General features: G+C 34.9%; 26 protein-coding genes and 1 tRNA gene. 9 read left to right on the plus strand and 18 right to left on the minus strand.

Annotated features, from left to right (window positions below; translation table 11 throughout):
- Window position 1 precedes the first annotated feature (1 nt).
- From lysS to ACQY22_RS09730, 3 genes are read left to right on the plus strand one after another with little or no spacing between them, the layout of a single operon-like run.
- Window positions 2-1,591 (plus strand): lysine--tRNA ligase, encoded by a 1,590-nt coding sequence (gene lysS / locus ACQY22_RS09720; protein ID WP_428324486.1) that lies wholly within the window; start codon window positions 2-4, stop codon window positions 1,589-1,591.
- A gap of 3 nt (window positions 1,592-1,594) precedes the next feature.
- Window positions 1,595-1,795: a hypothetical protein gene (locus ACQY22_RS09725; protein ID WP_428324487.1), complete on the plus strand. Its 201-nt coding sequence runs from the start codon at window positions 1,595-1,597 to the stop codon at window positions 1,793-1,795.
- A 41-nt stretch (window positions 1,796-1,836) separates the two neighbouring features.
- Complete coding sequence (locus tag ACQY22_RS09730) at window positions 1,837-2,595, plus strand: DNA repair protein (RefSeq protein WP_428324488.1); 759 nt, start codon at window positions 1,837-1,839, stop codon at window positions 2,593-2,595.
- Here ACQY22_RS09730 and ACQY22_RS09735 read toward each other — a convergent pair.
- On the minus strand, window positions 2,590-3,036 hold the full coding sequence (locus ACQY22_RS09735; protein WP_428324489.1) for a pyridoxamine 5'-phosphate oxidase family protein: 447 nt from the start codon (window positions 3,034-3,036) through the stop codon (window positions 2,590-2,592). The genes ACQY22_RS09730 and ACQY22_RS09735 overlap by 6 nt on opposite strands.
- Before the next feature lie 224 nt (window positions 3,037-3,260).
- Between ACQY22_RS09735 and ACQY22_RS09740 the strand changes: the two genes are divergently transcribed.
- The 3 genes from ACQY22_RS09740 to ACQY22_RS09750 are packed head-to-tail and all read left to right on the plus strand — an operon-like array spanning window position 3,261 to window position 3,939.
- Complete coding sequence (locus ACQY22_RS09740; RefSeq protein ID WP_187146557.1) at window positions 3,261-3,404, plus strand: hypothetical protein; 144 nt, start codon at window positions 3,261-3,263, stop codon at window positions 3,402-3,404.
- Between the two features lie 27 nt (window positions 3,405-3,431).
- A complete protein-coding gene (locus ACQY22_RS09745) occupies window positions 3,432-3,734 on the plus strand; it encodes a hypothetical protein (RefSeq protein ID WP_428324490.1) in 303 nt (100 codons plus the stop codon).
- A 31-nt stretch (window positions 3,735-3,765) separates the two neighbouring features.
- Window positions 3,766-3,939 (plus strand): hypothetical protein, encoded by a 174-nt coding sequence (locus ACQY22_RS09750; protein ID WP_428324491.1) that lies wholly within the window; start codon window positions 3,766-3,768, stop codon window positions 3,937-3,939.
- A gap of 288 nt (window positions 3,940-4,227) precedes the next feature.
- Here ACQY22_RS09750 and ACQY22_RS09755 read toward each other — a convergent pair whose 3' ends face one another.
- The 5 genes from ACQY22_RS09755 to ACQY22_RS09775 form a co-directional block, all read right to left on the minus strand.
- Entirely contained in the window at window positions 4,228-4,560 is a 333-nt protein-coding gene (locus tag ACQY22_RS09755; RefSeq protein ID WP_428324492.1) for a hypothetical protein, read from the minus strand.
- Window positions 4,561-4,601: 41 nt separating this feature from the next.
- Entirely contained in the window at window positions 4,602-5,120 is a 519-nt protein-coding gene (locus tag ACQY22_RS09760) for a ferritin (RefSeq protein WP_428325548.1), read from the minus strand.
- 64 nt (window positions 5,121-5,184) lie between these two features.
- Window positions 5,185-6,450: an NRAMP family divalent metal transporter gene (locus ACQY22_RS09765; RefSeq protein WP_428324493.1), complete on the minus strand. Its 1,266-nt coding sequence runs from the start codon at window positions 6,448-6,450 to the stop codon at window positions 5,185-5,187.
- Window positions 6,451-6,454: 4 nt separating this feature from the next.
- The gene (locus ACQY22_RS09770) at window positions 6,455-6,826 is read right to left on the minus strand and encodes a carbonic anhydrase (RefSeq protein WP_428324494.1); all 372 of its coding nucleotides are present in this window, start codon (window positions 6,824-6,826) and stop codon (window positions 6,455-6,457) included.
- 28 nt (window positions 6,827-6,854) lie between these two features.
- Entirely contained in the window at window positions 6,855-7,406 is a 552-nt protein-coding gene (locus tag ACQY22_RS09775) for a DNA-3-methyladenine glycosylase I (protein WP_428324495.1), read from the minus strand.
- Between the two features lie 51 nt (window positions 7,407-7,457).
- On the opposite strand from ACQY22_RS09775, the gene ACQY22_RS09780 reads away from it, so the two are divergent.
- A complete protein-coding gene (locus tag ACQY22_RS09780; protein WP_428324496.1) occupies window positions 7,458-7,883 on the plus strand; it encodes a hypothetical protein in 426 nt (141 codons plus the stop codon).
- Here ACQY22_RS09780 and ACQY22_RS09785 read toward each other — a convergent pair whose 3' ends face one another.
- From ACQY22_RS09785 to ACQY22_RS09825, 9 genes are all read right to left on the minus strand, one after another.
- Entirely contained in the window at window positions 7,884-8,285 is a 402-nt protein-coding gene (locus tag ACQY22_RS09785; protein WP_428324497.1) for a CBS domain-containing protein, read from the minus strand.
- A gap of 53 nt (window positions 8,286-8,338) precedes the next feature.
- A complete protein-coding gene (locus ACQY22_RS09790) occupies window positions 8,339-8,974 on the minus strand; it encodes a hypothetical protein (protein ID WP_428324499.1) in 636 nt (211 codons plus the stop codon).
- Window positions 8,975-9,121: 147 nt separating this feature from the next.
- Complete coding sequence (locus ACQY22_RS09795; RefSeq protein WP_428324500.1) at window positions 9,122-9,454, minus strand: hypothetical protein; 333 nt, start codon at window positions 9,452-9,454, stop codon at window positions 9,122-9,124.
- Window positions 9,455-9,598: 144 nt separating this feature from the next.
- The gene (locus ACQY22_RS09800) at window positions 9,599-10,006 is read right to left on the minus strand and encodes a hypothetical protein (RefSeq protein WP_428324501.1); all 408 of its coding nucleotides are present in this window, start codon (window positions 10,004-10,006) and stop codon (window positions 9,599-9,601) included.
- A 127-nt stretch (window positions 10,007-10,133) separates the two neighbouring features.
- A complete protein-coding gene (locus tag ACQY22_RS09805; RefSeq protein WP_428324502.1) occupies window positions 10,134-10,916 on the minus strand; it encodes a CAP domain-containing protein in 783 nt (260 codons plus the stop codon).
- Window positions 10,917-10,980: 64 nt separating this feature from the next.
- Window positions 10,981-11,055 (minus strand) — tRNA-Arg (locus ACQY22_RS09810).
- A gap of 38 nt (window positions 11,056-11,093) precedes the next feature.
- Window positions 11,094-11,912, minus strand: a complete 819-nt coding sequence (locus ACQY22_RS09815) for a hypothetical protein (RefSeq protein WP_428324503.1) — start codon at window positions 11,910-11,912, stop codon at window positions 11,094-11,096.
- Window positions 11,909-12,334 carry a hypothetical protein gene (locus ACQY22_RS09820; RefSeq protein WP_428324504.1) on the minus strand — a complete coding sequence of 142 codons (426 nt, stop codon included), beginning with the start codon at window positions 12,332-12,334 and terminating at the stop codon, window positions 11,909-11,911. Before ACQY22_RS09820 ends, ACQY22_RS09815 begins: the two co-directional genes overlap by 4 nt.
- Before the next feature lie 38 nt (window positions 12,335-12,372).
- Entirely contained in the window at window positions 12,373-13,086 is a 714-nt protein-coding gene (locus tag ACQY22_RS09825) for an MIP/aquaporin family protein (protein ID WP_428324505.1), read from the minus strand.
- 100 nt (window positions 13,087-13,186) lie between these two features.
- On the opposite strand from ACQY22_RS09825, the gene bcp reads away from it, so the two are divergent.
- On the plus strand, window positions 13,187-13,651 hold the full coding sequence (gene bcp, locus ACQY22_RS09830; protein ID WP_428324506.1) for a thioredoxin-dependent thiol peroxidase: 465 nt from the start codon (window positions 13,187-13,189) through the stop codon (window positions 13,649-13,651).
- A 22-nt stretch (window positions 13,652-13,673) separates the two neighbouring features.
- On the opposite strand, the gene ACQY22_RS09835 is transcribed toward bcp, so the two are convergent.
- The 3 genes from ACQY22_RS09835 to ACQY22_RS09845 form a co-directional block, all read right to left on the minus strand.
- A complete protein-coding gene (locus tag ACQY22_RS09835; protein ID WP_428324507.1) occupies window positions 13,674-14,615 on the minus strand; it encodes a trans-sialidase in 942 nt (313 codons plus the stop codon).
- Window positions 14,616-14,739: 124 nt separating this feature from the next.
- Entirely contained in the window at window positions 14,740-14,931 is a 192-nt protein-coding gene (locus ACQY22_RS09840; RefSeq protein ID WP_428324508.1) for a hypothetical protein, read from the minus strand.
- Between the two features lie 68 nt (window positions 14,932-14,999).
- Window positions 15,000-15,722, minus strand: coding sequence for a trans-sialidase (locus tag ACQY22_RS09845; RefSeq protein WP_428324509.1), 723 nt, complete (start codon window positions 15,720-15,722; stop codon window positions 15,000-15,002).
- Between the two features lie 95 nt (window positions 15,723-15,817).
- Between ACQY22_RS09845 and ACQY22_RS09850 the strand changes: the two genes are divergently transcribed.
- The gene (locus ACQY22_RS09850) at window positions 15,818-16,192 is read left to right on the plus strand and encodes a hypothetical protein (RefSeq protein ID WP_428324510.1); all 375 of its coding nucleotides are present in this window, start codon (window positions 15,818-15,820) and stop codon (window positions 16,190-16,192) included.
- The last annotated feature ends 76 nt before the right edge of the window (window positions 16,193-16,268 follow it).

Here is a 16,268-nt window from a genome sequence, read left to right on the forward strand (position 1 = left end):
GATGTCAGAGCAAGAAATTATTGGAAAAGGAACTTGGATTGACAAGTTAGCTTCAGAATTACTTGACCGGGAAAAAGCACTTGGAAGGAATTTAGATCTTCTCAGAGTAGAAAGTGGTTTAGGTGCATCAGGAATTCCCCACATCGGAAGTTTGGGGGATGCAGTTAGAGCATATGGTGTAAAGTTAGCATTAGAAAACTTTGGTTACAAATCAGAACTTATTGCTTATTCAGATGATCTTGATGGTTTACGAAAAATTCCAGAAGGAATGCAAGAATTTGGATTAGAAGAACATTTAGCAAAACCAGTATCACTCATTCCAGACCCATATGGTTGTCATGACTCTTATGGAATGCATATGAGCAGTATTCTTTTGGACGGATTAGATAAAGTTGGAATAAAATATGAATTCCGAAGAGCAGTCGACACTTACAAACAGGGATTACTAAAAGACAACATTCACACCATTTTGCAAAATAGTACAAAGATTGGAAACAAAATATCAGAACTAGTAGGACAAGAGAAATATCAAAAATATTTACCATATTTCCCAGTTTGTGCCAACTGTAATCGTCTCTACACAGCAGAGGCAACAGAGTACATCGCAGATGAAAAGAAGGTCAAATACAAATGCCATGATGCAGAGATTGGCTCACAAATGATCAAAGGTTGTGGCCATGAAGGAGAAGCAGACATTAGAAAAGACCTTGGAAAACTAGCATGGAAAGTAGAATTTGCAGCAAGATGGGCAGCATTTGATATCAGATTTGAAGCATATGGCAAAGACATTATGGATTCAGTCAAAGTAAATGATTGGGTAGCAGATGAAATTTTGAATTTCCCACATCCTCATCATGTAAAATATGAAATGTTCTTAGACAAAGGAGGAAAAAAGATTTCAAAATCATTAGGAAACGTACTAACTGCACAAAGATGGATGGAATTTGGTAGTCCAAAATCAATTCTCCTGTTACTATACAAAAGAATTACAGGTGCACGTGAACTTGGTGTAGAAGACATTCCATCATTGATGAATGAATACAATGAATTGGAAGACATTAACTTTGGACGAATCAAGATAGACAATCAAGCAAAACTTGTAAAATCAAAGGGACTATACGAATACGTTAACCTTCTAAATCCTCCAAAACAAGCAAGTACACATGTAAACTATAGACTGTTGATTGAATTAGCGAAAATATTCAAAGAAAACAGAAATGAAAGAGTAATGAAAAAATTACTAGATTATGGAGTAATAAAAAATCCAGAACCTGAAATTGAAAAGCTTATCGAGCTTGCAGGTAATTTTTCAGATGAATTTGATGAACAAGAAAAAACACATATTGATTTGGATGAAACTGCAAAAAATGCATTAAAGATTTTATCTGAAGCATTAGGAGCAGACGAAGAACCAGAAGATATTCAAAATACAATTTACCAGATTGCAAAGTCAAATGATGTGCAACCAAAAGATTTCTTTAAAATCCTGTATCAGATTATTTTGGGCACATCAAGAGGACCAAAGATAGGCCCATTTATTTCAGATATTGGAAGAAAACAAGTAGCAAAAACACTATCAGAGTATACGTAGAAAATGGTTCATTCTGAGCATAATAAATCAAAAAACAGTGGAGGATTTGCGTTAATCATCTTGGGAGCATTATTACTCATCATAGGCCCACAAGAAGCAATTGTTCCAAAAAGCATGAGTGTAGCAACATGGGTGGCAGGTTTGTTAATTGGAGGACTAGGATTCTACCTCAAATTCATCAGACATAGAACAAAACAACAATAAAGAAAGATTCATCTTTTAGAGGGATACGGTGAGAAATGAAAATGGGACTTTTTGGTAAAAAAGAAGATACAGTATCAGAAAATAGTGAAGAAACGGTTCTAAAAAAAGACTTAGAAACTGAAGTTGAAAGTCTACAAAATAAGTTTAGAGGAAAGCAAGATGAATTAAATGAGATACAACAAAAAATTGATTCAGTCAAAGAAGAATATGAAACATCAGTAAGTAATTTGATGTTAGTCAAAAAAGAACTTAATCAGAAAAAAATGGAATTAGACATAGTTATACGAAAATACAAAGAAACTAAAGAAAAAATTAAAGAGTCAGAGCAAATCAAAGATTCAAAATCAATTGAAGAGTTTTCCAAAACAGAAGATAATTTATCAAAAATAAAACAAGAACTAGAAGAAATCACAAAAGAGTATGAAGAAACTAAAGAAAAAATTACATCAGAACAATCAATGCTATCTCAAATTAGAAAACAGCAAGTTGAAGCAGAAAAAGAATTAGATGAAGCAAATTCACGATTATACAATGCAAAAGAAGAACTAAACAAAAAAGATGAATTTCAAGATACCAGTATTCTTACACCAAAAGAAAAAGAATTCATACAAGGAGATAGCAAAAGTTCGGCAGGAGTAATAGAGGCAGCAAGCGCTGTTGTAGGCTCGTTAAAATCAAAACTAAACACTGCACAAAGAGAATTAGAAGCAATTCAATTACTTTTAGAAAAAGAAAGAGAGGAACACGAAGAAACTAAAAAAGAATTAAACAAACTAAAATCAGAAAATCAAAAATCATAAACTATCAAAATGCTTTTTCCATTTTAATTTGATTTCTTCTTCACTAATCCCCATATCATATAGAGGAGAAATCACTTCTGAAATATCAGTCACATCAACCAATACTATAGAGCCGATTGGACTCTTAATGCCACTATCACGATAATGTCTTAATATTTCATCATAAAGAGGGGAATCTTGAATGATTTTAGCACGACCTTTGAATAAGAATCCCTTTCTCAACAAGGGATCAATTACATTAATTTCCACATTAGGATTAGTCTTTAGATTTTTCATAGTGTCAGGAGAACGAATATCTGCAAATGCTAATTGATTTTTTGACCATCCAATGATAGTTCCTTTTGGAGAAATATTTGGCAGACCGTCAGAAGATGCTGTTGCAACATAACCTAATTTTTGTAAATCCAAAAAGTTCTTGATTTCATCAGTGATCTCAGACAATATTTTTACAAGTTGTTAGGACGTAATTAATTTTTGAGAATTATCGCATAAATTCTGCAGCTTCTATCGAAAAGAAGAAGAATCCTATTCCTCCACCAATAATTCCAATCCAAATAGCGATTTGCTTAATCCTAGACATATGATGAGATTCATTTCAATCTCATTATTGAATCTAATCAAATCACTTAGACAATTATAATTAGAATGACGATAATTAAGCATCATTGGCAAGCATAAAAGATGTAGGTAAGTTTTTTGTATTTATTGTTGGGGGATTAGTAGCCATTATTGTAGGCTCATTTATGATAAGAGGAACCATGCACATGTGGGACAATCCCGAAGATGCCAATGATGAGAAAAAGGACTAAAAAACAAGTGTGCTAAACAAATTACAATTGCTACAAGATTCTACAATAAGAAAATCATTGGATCAGTACATAAAAAATAGAATTTTAGAAATAGAATCAGAGATAAAGCAAACATTTCCAAACATCAAAAAAATTTGGAAGTGTGAAAATGAAATAGATTTTTTGTACGGATATTATATTGGAAAAATCGAAGAAGGTGCATTGCATTACTTACTAAAAGCAACACGTGCATCAGCTGGAGGATATGTAGATTCATTTGAGATAAGAGGGATTATTGAAGAGCATAAAAATGAATTAATTGACACAATAAAATCTGCAATAAATCAGTGAACTAGAAATACTACATCATACATGTAAAATCATGGTAGGACCGCAAGATGGGGGTTTTGGATTTGACCAATCAAAAAAATACACCAGTGTAGAAAATATTGATGAGGTTTGTGTCCAGTGCCAAGCAGGACAACACAAGAATTGCTTGAAGAAAGCAGAAAAACAAGATGTTTGTGAATGCGAACATTGTATGATTTATGGATAAATCAAACCAGAAATCAAGAATTTTTTAAATAATATTATGTTCAAGATTTAGCCTTGTCAAATGAGTACACGTTTCATTGCAAGTTTTGCGGTAAGGATTTTGGAAGTAGTGTAATTGACCTTGCCACACACATCGGCAAAGACCACGATGAATCAAAATAATTTCTATTTGAGGAACTAAAATGAAATGCAGTAACAAAGAGGTTGGATGTTATCATGACAATTCAATTCACATGAATGGGGATGGAAAATGTCTAGTTCGAGGCTGCAAATGTGAAAAATACGAGTTTTAGAGTGAAGATAATTTGTTCTCAAGTTCCGTGATTTCTTTTTGATGAGAATCAGCAATAGTCTTTGCAAATTCCTTGTGTGCAGAAATAATTGTAACAAGCGCATCCTTGTATTCAGGATGACCGTTCTTTAGAACATCACATGACTCTAAGGAAGTTACATGTCCAGTTACTGTTGCTATTGCACCTTTTTGGTTAAATTTTACAATTCCGCCAAATGCTTCAATTAACATGTATGCTGAATCTGCCTTACACTTGTAAGTGACACGACCAGTATCAGTATTGAATAGTTGTGTTATTCCACCAGGTTTTCTTGTAACAGTTACTGTCATGAAATAATTGAAAACAATACAGTATTAATTATTTTAGAAATTTATGCTACAGGGTCTGCGGCAGGAGCTGCTGCATCTGCTGCAAGAATTTTATCAATTTCATTTACTGCAATCTTGTCTCGTCCAATAAGATCAAACTTTTGTAAGATTGTTTCAAACTTTGTTTCTTCTTGAACCTGTTCATTTACAAACCATTCCAAGAATGCATAAGTTGAATGATCTTTTTCTTTTTGTGCAACCTCCACCATTTTGTGAATTGCTTTGGTTACTGTCTGTTCACTCTTTAATGCGGTCTTGATTAATCCTTCTAAAGATTTGTAACTTGCAGTAGGAGCTTTGATTGCAGGAATTGTTGCAGTTGCACCCATATCATTGAGGTAATGAACCACTTTGATCATGTGAGTTCTTTCTTCATCTGACTGAGTATAGAAATATGCTGCACCACCCTGATACCCTGTTACTTCACACCAAGATGCCATTGCCAAGTAACTGTTTGACGCTAATCCTTCAAGTGCCACTTGGTCTTGTAGTGCTTTTTTCATTTTAGCAGAAATTTTCATGATTTTCATAAATAATCAGTCTGCAGTATTAAAAAAACTTGCTAAGGCTAAGCTTATGATCAGATTATGACATGAATTTCGTCACTAGGAAGAATATTGCAAATCCACTAAGGAAGGTAATTCCTGCAAAACTCAAAATTCTCAATAGAGTAGAAGGTTGGGATTCTTTTGGAAGATATTTTCCAGTCACTAATCTGAAATTAAATATTGCAATAACTGGTGCGACTACAAAAGACAAAACAGTAGCAAAATCAACTAATTCTTTTAGATTCCCTGCAAATTGAAAAATCACAATCAAAGAGCCAACAGAGAGAACTATCAAAAAAATAACATAAAATGTCTTGAATTTTGTGCGTATTGTTTCTTCGTTTTTAGAAAAAATTAACTCTACTGTTCTTTGTAAAGAGCGAGAATATCCATCAAACAATGCAATTATGGTTCCAAACATTACAGAAAATGCTGAAGCCGCAATAACGACATAACTCCATTCACCAATAGTCTGAGTGTATAATGTTACAACTTTGTGTGCAAAACTAGAATTACTATTTGGTAATTCCTCACCTGACCCATAAAAGATGAAAGTACCTAAAACAACAAACATGACTGCCAAAATACCAGTTATCAGATAAGCCAGTCTAAATTCCAGTAGTGTTTCTTTTAATTTTGGTCGATAACTGGTTTGCTTTGATCTTTCAAGCGTCCATAGACTATTCCAGCTAGAAAGGTCAAGTGGAGCAGGCATCCAACCCATTAATGCAAGTAAGAAAAAGATTCCAGTCAGATTCCAAAGTTCCTTTGGAGAAAATCCAGGAACTTCTTCTATTGGACCATTATACAGTGCCAACAGAAATGCAGAAACAGTTGAAACAAGTAAAACAATTGCAATAATCTTAATCAAACTATCAAGAACATTGTATTTTCCAACAGCCAAAATCCCAACACAAATTGCAAATAAAATAACTACAGTAAACTCTTCAAGAAAGTCAATTCCAAATAAATTCTCAAAAAATCCAGCAGTTACAAATCCAACTGCACCAGTTACAAAAAACATTGAACAGATTGTAATTATGAAATACATCCATAATGCAGGTTTTCCAAGTTTTTTGTAGCCATCAATGATACTTGTTTGAGTAGAGTTTGCATAACGAGAACCAAATTCAAAGAAAGGGTATTTGAGCACAGTTGCAAGCACAACAAACCCCAAGATCATTAAACCAAAGTCAGCCCCCGCACGGGTTGATTGGATTAAGTGAGATACCCCTATTGCAGTACAAGCAAACAAGATTCCAGGTCCAGCAGTTTTTGAAAAATGAGAAAGTTTTGAATCCATTATTCTATAACACGTTGATATTCCAAGTATCATCAACCCAAACGCCGATAACTTTAGCACCAGTATTCCAAGATGAAATTACTTCAACACCTTTTTTGATTTGTGATTTGTGTTCATCATCTGAAACTGGATTACCAGCACAGTCATAGTGGCCAGATACTACAATTAATTCGGATTTGTGTGCATTAATTGAAATTCCAACTTTGGTCTTTATGGATTCAAGATCAGCATTGTCTGCAACCTTTTTGTCAACACCTGGTTCTGTGATTGCATCAACGTAATCAACAGAATAGTTTTCTTTAATCCATTTTGCAAGAGGTAGTTGTATTCTACCATCCATACAAGTCACAGATGTCGCAAATGTTCCTTCTGCCATGATTTGTCAAGATTATAGGAGAATAAAATTATTTTCCATGCAAAAAGCACCCAGTCGTGTGGTCATTGACCATTCCTATTGCCTGCATTAATGCATAGCATATTGTAGGCCCAACAAAACTAAATCCACGTTTTTTGAGATCTTTGCTGAGTTTTTCAGAGATATCAGTTGATGAAGGCAAATCAGATAGTTTTTTGAATTTATTTTTGATTGGTTTGCCATTAACAAAACTCCACAAATATTTGTCAAAAGAACCAAACTCTTCTTGGACTTTGAGAAACTGTTTTGCATTATTTATTGCAGAATGGATTTTGAGTTTATTTCGAATTATTGACTCATCTTGCAATAATTTTGAGATGCGCTTTTGAGAGTATTTTGAAACTTTGAGTGCATCAAAATTAGAAAATGCCTTTTTGTACCCACTTCTACGTTTAAGAATAGTCACCCATGAAAGACCAGCCTGAGCACCCTCCAATATGAGAAATTCAAATAACTTTTGGTCATCATGTTGAGGTCTGCCCCATTCTTCATCATGATAAGTAATGTTTGGTTCTTCTATAGCCCATTTACATCGTTTCATGTTTTACCCAAAACTCTAACAAAATATTAGTTATCAAATTTTAAAAAAAATATGAAGTTAAATCAGCAGTTACTTAGAATTAACCGAAATTTTCTCATTTGTTTTGCAATCTCGGCATCACTTTCTGCAGCATTTGCTCAAATGTTATCAGGATATGACAATTATCTAAACACAACATTTACCATAATTTTTGGATATGTTATTTACTTTGGAATCTTTTCAGGATTATTTTATTGGGGTAACAAAGATCGCTACAAATCTATGAAAAGAGAATTAATCAGAAGAGAAATACTAGCACTAGTTTCATCATTTGGGGTAGGAGAGATTGTTTATCTTGGAATAAGATGGCCAACTTTCTATTATTTTCTAGAAATTGGAATAGAACCATTTCTAGCATCATTAATTTCTGAAGTAATTGCTACTGCATGCTACATGGCATCAGTTACATTATTTCTAAGAAAGACAAAAACGTACTAGTTACTTTGCTAGTTGATTAACTAAATCAGTAGAAGTGATAATTCCAGTAATGTTACCATTATCAGATACTGCAAGTTTTCTTATTTTTTTGCTAGCCATAGTTTCTGCAGCAATAGAGATTGGTTCTCCCTGATTAATTGTGATTAATGGAGAAGACATTATTTTTTCAACACTTGTATCAAAAGGAAGGTTATTTGCAGCAATCTTTGTGGCATAATCCCTGTCAGTAACAATACCAACAAGATCATCACCATCTTTTACAATGACTGCGCCTATTCCCCCTTGCTCCATCATTTTTGCTACCTGTAATGCAGTAGTATTAGGATTAACGGTGATTAGTGCACGCGTCATAATGTCTTGAACTTTGATTGATGAATAGTTGAAATCTTCGCGACTCACCATTGTCGTATTATGTTATAATATTTAAGATAATGATATAGTAAGAATTGATGAGCCTAAATTGCAGCCTTGACATACAGTTGACTGGTAGCAGTAGAGATTTTTCTCTTAAATGAAACTCTATAGAAAAACAAAATTCCCAACAACTCCAAATATTCTACAAATCCTACAGTGTAAAAATGCATTAACCACCCATCAAAGGATTGATCAATAGAGGCAATTGCAGCACTCATTTTAGGAAATTCTGTCAATAGTGCTGAAGGTGCCAACAAAAATCCAACAATCCAATCAGTAGGAGTCATCTCATTTGTCATTTCTAAAACTTGCTCTGAAGAAGTGACTATTGGAATATTCTCAGAATTTTGCAACATGTATTGAGAATGAATTGAGCTGCCTTGATCAATTGCCACAATCATAGTACCCAAAATCAAAAGTAAGAATACAGACTCGCCAAATACTGCAATCCCTCGTTTTCCTTTTTGAAATTTGTAGATTTGTCTCTCAAGCATAGGACCAAAAAATCCTAATTTTTGTTTCTTTGCTAAAATTATGACAGACATTGAGATAGCAGTAATAACTCCAAAGGAACCTAACCAATCATCAGAAACAAATTCAACAAAAAGTAGTCTTGCTGGCAATAACAAACCAGTCATCATACCAAATACAATTAGTGATTCAAATACTCCTCGCAAATACAGGTCCCCTTTGAAGTGTATATCTTCATACTATAAAAAATGCAGAATTGCTTTTAACTAAATTAGAAAAAAGTTTCTAGTGCCAACAATAGATAAAAAATAGATTTTAAAATTTAGATAAAAAACAAAATTGATAATCTTACATCAATATGATGCAGGAGTCGCTTTTCCAGTGATGAAATTGACATCTCTATCCTTAGACAGTTCTTCAACAAGAGGTACTGTCATTTGACCAACTAGAGTTAATCCATGTTCACCAGCATTCATTGGGAACCCATATTTTGCCCGAATTGCTTCTTGTTTGTCTTGGATATTTGTGCCAGAATTATATTCAATTAGTAGTTCGACCATAGGAGGAGCATCAGGGAGTTTTCTTTCAAGATACATCATCTTGATCAAGAGGTCAACATCAACATTTGAGAGAGTTTGGGTAATTGCATTGGTGAATTCATTGTATTGTGCTTCTATTTGAGACATTGAAGGGGTTTACTGAAAATTTGATTTAACTAGTAGGACTGCACTGTCTTGCACATCTAATTTTCTATGAATCTATCAACAAACACATGGCCAAGAATGCAAGGAACATCATTAACAGGAACCTCAATAGGAATTGGAGACACTTTAGATAACCAGTCGTTTAAAATAATCTTTCACGTGTGGCTGCCACATGTAATACAAAACAATAGCGCCAACAATTGCAAATAGAAAAACAGGATGTTCAACTTTTAAAAATCCTACCAGAGATGAACCCCCATATGCAATGATCAGTACTCTTGCATAGTCTTTCTGGGAAAACAATGCAACTGATGCCGTTAATGCAAAGATGCCGGGCACTAAAAGAGACAATATAGGATAAAACAAAAATTCTTCAAGAGAAGGAAGGTCTACCAGATATTTTCCAGACTGTATATCAGAAACAAACATTGTAATGCCAATAAATGCTGTAAGACAAATGGCACTCATACCAATAAGAAAAATAGACAATCCTCTCAACCCAATTGGAATTTCATTAGAACTAAGAATTGTCACAATGATATTATGTAGGTTGAAGTATTAAGAGATTTGTAAAAATCGCCTTATTTCGGAGTACAAACAGATGGCAATTCATCCCTTCAGATCTTAGTTGATGCAGAACTTGAAAAAGACAACACCAAGATTAGCAAAAATTTTGAGTAATGTACACCTTATCATCAGAAGAAATTTCCACACCGATGCCTTCTTTGTCATATGTAGAAGTCAAAATATTCTCTCTATGACCTGGAGAGGCCATCCAACCATCCACTGTTGATGTAGCAATGGCATCCAAGTCATTCCATTCATAGGATGTCGGAATTCCATTGATGTACCAGACTTTATCATATAGATTATTTTGAAATATGTTTTCTGCAATTCCGCTGTAAATTAGATTGTCAACTATCTTTTCACAATCATATCCTTGAGAAACACCCCTATCAGTAGGACTTTTTCCTTCAAGAGTATCATGGGAAAAATAATTTCTTGAGGCCATGTCCACACTATGATGTCTTGCCACGTTTGCCAAATCATCATCCCAATCCAGTGATGAAAGACCATGATCAACACGGTATTGATTTGTAAGAAAATGAACTTGGTGCTCAAGTTGTAGTTTATCAATTTCTGGTTTTTCGTTAACAATAGTATTTTCCGGAATTAGTTGTGTGATGTTTTGAATGTCATCAACTGGAATGTTAATTGGTTTCATTTTTGCATCATCAAGCTGTTTGTTCAAGGTGTCTCTTAGAATCACATTAGTGTCACTAGCATAATTTTTTGCAGTTTTGCCAACATTTTGAATTCCTTGAGGTATGTTTTGAAGTGATTTGTCTAAATTAGTCTGATTAATCTCAAAGATTCCATTAGAGTATGCAAATACTCCAATTCCAACAAAAATCAACGGAATTACTATCAAAACCCATCCCATAGGCATAATTTTTCAGAGGAAATTCATAAAGTGTTCTACTGATTGTTTTCAAAATAATTATCTACGGACCCGACCGGATTCGAACCGGCGACCTAACGCTCCGCAAGCGTTCGCACTATCCAAGCTATGCAACGAGTCCGAAAACTTTGGTAAATCTACGCTTAATTTGGATTGCGATTACAAAGATTCAGCAAAAAGGTATGGTGTTTCATCAGTTTCATGAAACGTCCAAACGGTCGGTAGAGAAATTGTTTGTATCTTGTGAAGTTTGTTGTTTTCAATTAAGGTTCCCCAACCAGCCTCATTTTTAGGGTCTGGGGCGTATTTTTGAGAATATGTACCTGCAAAAACCCATCCAGTTTTTTTCCAAAAATCTTGAGACATAATCTTGTCAATAACACCAGTTGCCAAAACAACACCTCCCATTTGAGCAAGCCCCCCAATGAAAAATACAGGGTTGTTCAAATTCAAAGATGCATAATCAAATGTTATAGCATCAGAACAAAAGGGGTGAAAGTCAAGTGTAGTGACAAGTGTTTTTTGAAGGTCTACTAGTTGTTCATCGAGTTCAACACTGTATGCTTCCATGTCCAACACTTTGGCACAAAAAGCAATTCTGCCATCACCTGAACCAATATCAATTACTTCAGAATATCCAAGATCTTTTGCCATCAATACTGCAATATACGCAGACATTATCCAAGTTGGAAAAAAAGGAGCGTTACTAGAACCGTGTTGAATGCTATTCAGCCAATACTTGTTGATGTCACCTTCATAGACAATGCATTTTGTGTTATCAATAGTATCCTCATACGAGTTGTAATAGATAGGGTTCTTTGTAGCAAATTGATGCAGTAATTCTAAATCTTGTTGTTTGATTAAAAATAGTTCAGAAGTAGAAACCGGTATGACTTCTTGCATCTGGCTTTTTCCAGAATATGTTTTTTCAAATTCTTTTTTTAGAGAAACAAGATTTTTTGCTAGTTGTTCAATCATGCCAATCCTTTGTCATATTGTTCAACAAACTCTTTGGTACTCATTTTTTTTCTTAGTTCTTCAAACATTTGAGATTCATTTTCAATTTCTTCTTTGGTTTTTTCACCAGAGTTTGACTGGAGTTTAGTGGTTGTTTCTTGAATAGAATTTGAAAGGTTTTCTAAAATTTTGGGATGTAGTGTAGTGTTAAATTTTTCTGAAATGAGTTGTTCAGTTTTATCAATTTGTGCTAGTAAAGCCTTGTGAGTAACAGAATCTAACTGTTGTTTAAGCATGGAAGTCATGGAAGATACATTCATGACCTGATAGTATGTCTCTACGATTTCATGAATTCCCATCTCATCAGATACGTTTGAGATGAGATTCTCAAGTTTTTGAGATTCGGTATCAAGCATTGAAGAAATTTCATCAGTAGAACTCATACTGTAAAAAGGATTTCAAATTTTTAAAAACGTTGGGATTATGCTTCTTTTTCTGCTTTGTTGACATAGATGTAATTCATTATCAACCCAGCAATAATACCGCCGACTATTGGACCAACCCAATAAAGCCATTGAACTTCCCACAATCCAGCATCTCCAGAAAGTAATGTAGGAGACAAAGATCTTGCAGGGTTCATAGATGCACCAGTCAAAGGAACACCTACTAAGTGAAGTAGGAAAACCATTCCACCAATTACTGCACCATAAACACTCTTTGGAGCTTTCTTGTGAACTGCAGTCATAAAGATTACAACAACTAAGAAGAATGTCATAATCATTTCAAGTACTAATCCAGACATCAAACTACCACCAAGTAAATCACTTGGACCGCCATGGGCACCCCAGAAAACGGGTTTTCCAATTTCAGGGAATAAAGCAATTAAAGTACCAGTTGCAATAACTGCACCAATTATTTGAAATACAATATATCCAATTCCATCTGCGATTCCAATTTTTCTTGTAATCATCATAGGAATGGTGACAGCAGGGTTGATGTGAGCGCCAGAAATATGTCCAAATGCATATACCATAAATGCAATTGCAGCACCATGGCCCAAAGATATCATAATAATTCCTTCAATGGTCAGTCCTTCACCAAAAACTGCTGCAGCCAAAATTACAGACAATGGACCAAAGAAGACCAATGCAAATGTAGAAATTGCTTCTGCAAGCCAATTTCGTGGCGATACCATATGCAACAGCCCCGCCAATTACCATATAAAAGATTCGGACTAGAGTAGTGATCATACCAGGTCAAAAAGTAATTAATTATAGAAAATCAGATCATAGAACATGATCGAAGAAGGAGAAAAGGTTCCAAAATTTCAAGTCAATGATTCAAATGGAAATAAAGTAAAATCATCAGATTTTAAAGGTAAGAAACATGTCATCTATTTTTACCCCAAAGATTTCACTCCAGGATGTACAACTGAAGCAGATGAGTTTGCAAAAGATTACAAAAAATTTCAAAAAGAAGGGATCGAAATTGTTGGTGTTAGTCCAGACGATGTAGAGTCACATAAAAAATTCTGTGATAAAATGGAAATTAAATTTCCACTTTTAGCAGATGTAGACAAAGAAATTTCAAAATCATTTGGAGTTTGGGGTTTGAAAAAATTCATGGGCAGAGAGTACATGGGAGTTATGAGAAGCACTTTCCTAGTAGATGAAAAGGGAAAGATTTTCAAAATATATCCAAAAGTAAAGCCTGCAGGACATGCCAAACAAGTGTTTGAAGATTTTAAAAATTTAGAATAAAATAAAGTAAAAAGGTGAAAGGTCAGAAACCTTTTGGAAGTGTACCTTTTGGTTTTGCAGGTTCTGGTTCTGGTTCCGGTGCGGGTTCAAAACCTTTTGGCAAGCTACCACGTGTTTGTTTAGCTCTTGATTCAACTTCTGCTTCAAGTGCTTCTTGGTAAGCTTGTTCACGTTCTGCTTTTTCTTGTTCAATTCTTTGCAAGTAATCTTTTTCGTAGTCTTCTAGTTGTTCTTGTCTTGATTTTCCATCTCCACTACTTGTAGTAGTTTGTGGTTGAGGTGCATCACCCATTCCTTTTGGAAGTGTGCCTTTTGGTTTTGCAGGTTCTGGAGGTGGTGGCGGAGGTGCTTGTTGTGTTTGTTCTTTAATTTCAACACCATCAAAACTCATGTTTACTCCACTAAAAGATCCAAATCTTTTGTCAGCAGGATGATATGCCAATCTTGCTCTTGTTGCATAGTATTGGTTTGAACATGCTGTGTATCCAGTAACTGAGGCTTTTTGTTGATTCCAATCAGATGTTGGAACTTTACCAACAGGAGCAGTCATTCTAACAAAGTATCTGTTAGGAGCTGGAGAATAACCTGTTACTTTTGCTCTGTACTGATGGAAATCAGTCATTGGAGCATCATAATATGCAGATTCTAGAGCTTCGTTAGGAGTTGCTGGAGGTTGTGCTGTTGTCTCAGCTGGTTTTGGAGCTTCCTGTGGTTTAGGAGCTTCTGCTGGTTTTTCTGCTGTACCTTTTGGCAAGGTTGGTTTTGGTTTTGCTGTTTCAGCAGGTTTGGTCTCAGCTGGTTTCACTTCAGCTGGTTTTGTCTCAGCAGGTTTAGTTTCTGCTGGTTTTGCTGTCTCAGCTGGTTTGGCATCAATTTCTGATGAGAGTTTAGATAGTTTTGCTTCGAGTTCGGCGATCTTTGCTTCAAGATCTTTCTTTGTACTTGCTTTTCGCTTTGCTGCCATTTCTTACAATAGATAATACATTGTTTATTTACATTTTGTTCATGAGCCAGTCGTTGATGAAAAAAATTCGTAAAATCAATTGATAATGTGTAAAAATTATAATTTTAAAAAATCAATTTTTCATCTAATCGGGTTCCCAAAATTGCATTACATACATGCAATTATTACATCTCCAAATTCTCACATGAGTTCCATTTTCAGTATCAGCAGCATATTGTCCATTATCCAATTTTATCACTCTTGGAAGATAACCTAGTTCTTGATTTTCAAGCCATTCGTTTTGTTTACAATTAGGACAGACAGTTTTTGGAGGCATGTAAAGTATAGAATATGATCAAAGAAAAATATTATTATTAAAAATAGAAAATAAAAGATGTTTTTGAATTAGAATCCTTTTGGAAGGGTACCTTTTGGTTTTGCAGGTTCTGGTGTTGGTGCTTGTTCTGCTTGTGCAGTAACGCCATCAAAACTCATGTTTACTCCACTAAAGGCTCCAAATCTTTTGTCAGCAGGATGATATGCCAATCTTGCTCTTGTTGCATAGTATTGGTTTGAACATGCTGTGTATCCAGTAACTGAGGCTTTTTGTTGATTCCAATCAGATGTTGGAACTTTACCAACAGGAGCAGTCATTCTAACAAAGTATCTGTTAGGAGCTGGAGAATAACCTGTTACTTTTGCTCTGTACTGATGGAAATCAGTCATTGGAGCATCATAATATGCGGCCTCTAAAGCATCCTGTACTGTTGCTGGAGGTTGTGCTGTTGTCTCAGCTGGTTTTGGAGCTTCCTGTGGTTTAGGAGCTTCTGCTGGTTTTTCTTCCATACCTTTTGGTAAGGTTGGTTTTGGTTTTGCTGTTTCAGCAGGTTTGGTCTCAGCTGGTTTCACTTGAGCTGGTTTTTCTGCTGTACCTTTTGGTAAGGTTGGTTTTGGTTTTGCTGTTTCAGCAGGTTTGGTCTCAGCTGGTTTCACTTCAGCTGGTTTTGTCTCAGCAGGTTTAGTTTCTGCTGGTTTTGAAAGCTGAGATGAAAGTGAGTTTAGCTTTGCTTCTAATTCGGCAATCTTGGCTTCAAGATCTTTTTTAGTTTGCTTTTTAGCAGCTGCCATAAACTGGATGGATAATCCGGGGTTTATGAGCATTTGGGTTATTACCATAGACAAGTTTGATCAAGTTTTATAAGCACAAATTGCTAATGGATCACATGGACGACTTTGAGAAAGAGTTTCCGGACTTTGACTGGAAAAACACACCTGCATACAAACACCCAGGTGGAAAAGACTGCCCATGCCCAAAACATGAATACATTCGAGAACAGATCAATTTTACAAAACAAGTAAACGAGAAGAGTAAAGAACCGGCCAAAGTTACGCTCAAGTTTTGTCCCGATCATTACAGAGTATACATGGATGAAGTAATTCCAGCAATGCCACTAAAGTACAAAATTCTTACAAAAATTGCACTAAAACTTGGCGCAATCCAAGTTGAGCAACTAAAGTACATGGAATCAGAGTTATGCTTCTATTGCAAATTTGGTTCTGGCGGACATGATAAAAAGAAAGAATTACCTCCAATGTAAAAGAGATTTTCCATAGATATTTTGTCCAATTGTAATCTAAGAAATATTGCTATGGAAAAGGGACAATGAAATTTAA

Source organism: Candidatus Nitrosopumilus sp., assembly GCF_965263415.1.
In the GTDB taxonomy this organism is placed as follows: Archaea; Thermoproteota; Nitrososphaeria; order Nitrososphaerales; family Nitrosopumilaceae; genus Nitrosopumilus.

Coding starts and splice junctions, on each gene's coding strand:
- ACQY22_RS09765 (WP_428324493.1), bottom strand. CDS start 6,450: ATGGATTCAAAACTTTCTCATTTTTCAAAAACTGCTGGACCTGGAATC.
- ACQY22_RS09750 (WP_428324491.1), top strand. CDS start 3,766: ATGGTAGGACCGCAAGATGGGGGTTTTGGATTTGACCAATCAAAAAAA.
- ACQY22_RS09805 (WP_428324502.1), bottom strand. CDS start 10,916: ATGGGATGGGTTTTGATAGTAATTCCGTTGATTTTTGTTGGAATTGGA.
- ACQY22_RS09770 (WP_428324494.1), bottom strand. CDS start 6,826: ATGGCAGAAGGAACATTTGCGACATCTGTGACTTGTATGGATGGTAGA.
- ACQY22_RS09780 (WP_428324496.1), top strand. CDS start 7,458: ATGAAGTTAAATCAGCAGTTACTTAGAATTAACCGAAATTTTCTCATT.
- ACQY22_RS09825 (WP_428324505.1), bottom strand. CDS start 13,086: ATGGTATCGCCACGAAATTGGCTTGCAGAAGCAATTTCTACATTTGCA.
- ACQY22_RS09785 (WP_428324497.1), bottom strand. CDS start 8,285: ATGGTGAGTCGCGAAGATTTCAACTATTCATCAATCAAAGTTCAAGAC.
- ACQY22_RS09845 (WP_428324509.1), bottom strand. CDS start 15,722: ATGGCAGCTGCTAAAAAGCAAACTAAAAAAGATCTTGAAGCCAAGATT.
- ACQY22_RS09820 (WP_428324504.1), bottom strand. CDS start 12,334: ATGAGTTCTACTGATGAAATTTCTTCAATGCTTGATACCGAATCTCAA.
- bcp (WP_428324506.1), top strand. CDS start 13,187: ATGATCGAAGAAGGAGAAAAGGTTCCAAAATTTCAAGTCAATGATTCA.
- lysS (WP_428324486.1), top strand. CDS start 2: ATGTCAGAGCAAGAAATTATTGGAAAAGGAACTTGGATTGACAAGTTA.
- ACQY22_RS09725 (WP_428324487.1), top strand. CDS start 1,595: ATGGTTCATTCTGAGCATAATAAATCAAAAAACAGTGGAGGATTTGCG.
- ACQY22_RS09815 (WP_428324503.1), bottom strand. CDS start 11,912: ATGATTGAACAACTAGCAAAAAATCTTGTTTCTCTAAAAAAAGAATTT.
- ACQY22_RS09775 (WP_428324495.1), bottom strand. CDS start 7,406: ATGAAACGATGTAAATGGGCTATAGAAGAACCAAACATTACTTATCAT.
- ACQY22_RS09760 (WP_428325548.1), bottom strand. CDS start 5,120: ATGAAAATTTCTGCTAAAATGAAAAAAGCACTACAAGACCAAGTGGCA.
- ACQY22_RS09840 (WP_428324508.1), bottom strand. CDS start 14,931: ATGCCTCCAAAAACTGTCTGTCCTAATTGTAAACAAAACGAATGGCTT.
- ACQY22_RS09755 (WP_428324492.1), bottom strand. CDS start 4,560: ATGACAGTAACTGTTACAAGAAAACCTGGTGGAATAACACAACTATTC.
- ACQY22_RS09730 (WP_428324488.1), top strand. CDS start 1,837: ATGGGACTTTTTGGTAAAAAAGAAGATACAGTATCAGAAAATAGTGAA.
- ACQY22_RS09850 (WP_428324510.1), top strand. CDS start 15,818: ATGGACGACTTTGAGAAAGAGTTTCCGGACTTTGACTGGAAAAACACA.
- ACQY22_RS09835 (WP_428324507.1), bottom strand. CDS start 14,615: ATGGCAGCAAAGCGAAAAGCAAGTACAAAGAAAGATCTTGAAGCAAAG.
- ACQY22_RS09795 (WP_428324500.1), bottom strand. CDS start 9,454: ATGTCTCAAATAGAAGCACAATACAATGAATTCACCAATGCAATTACC.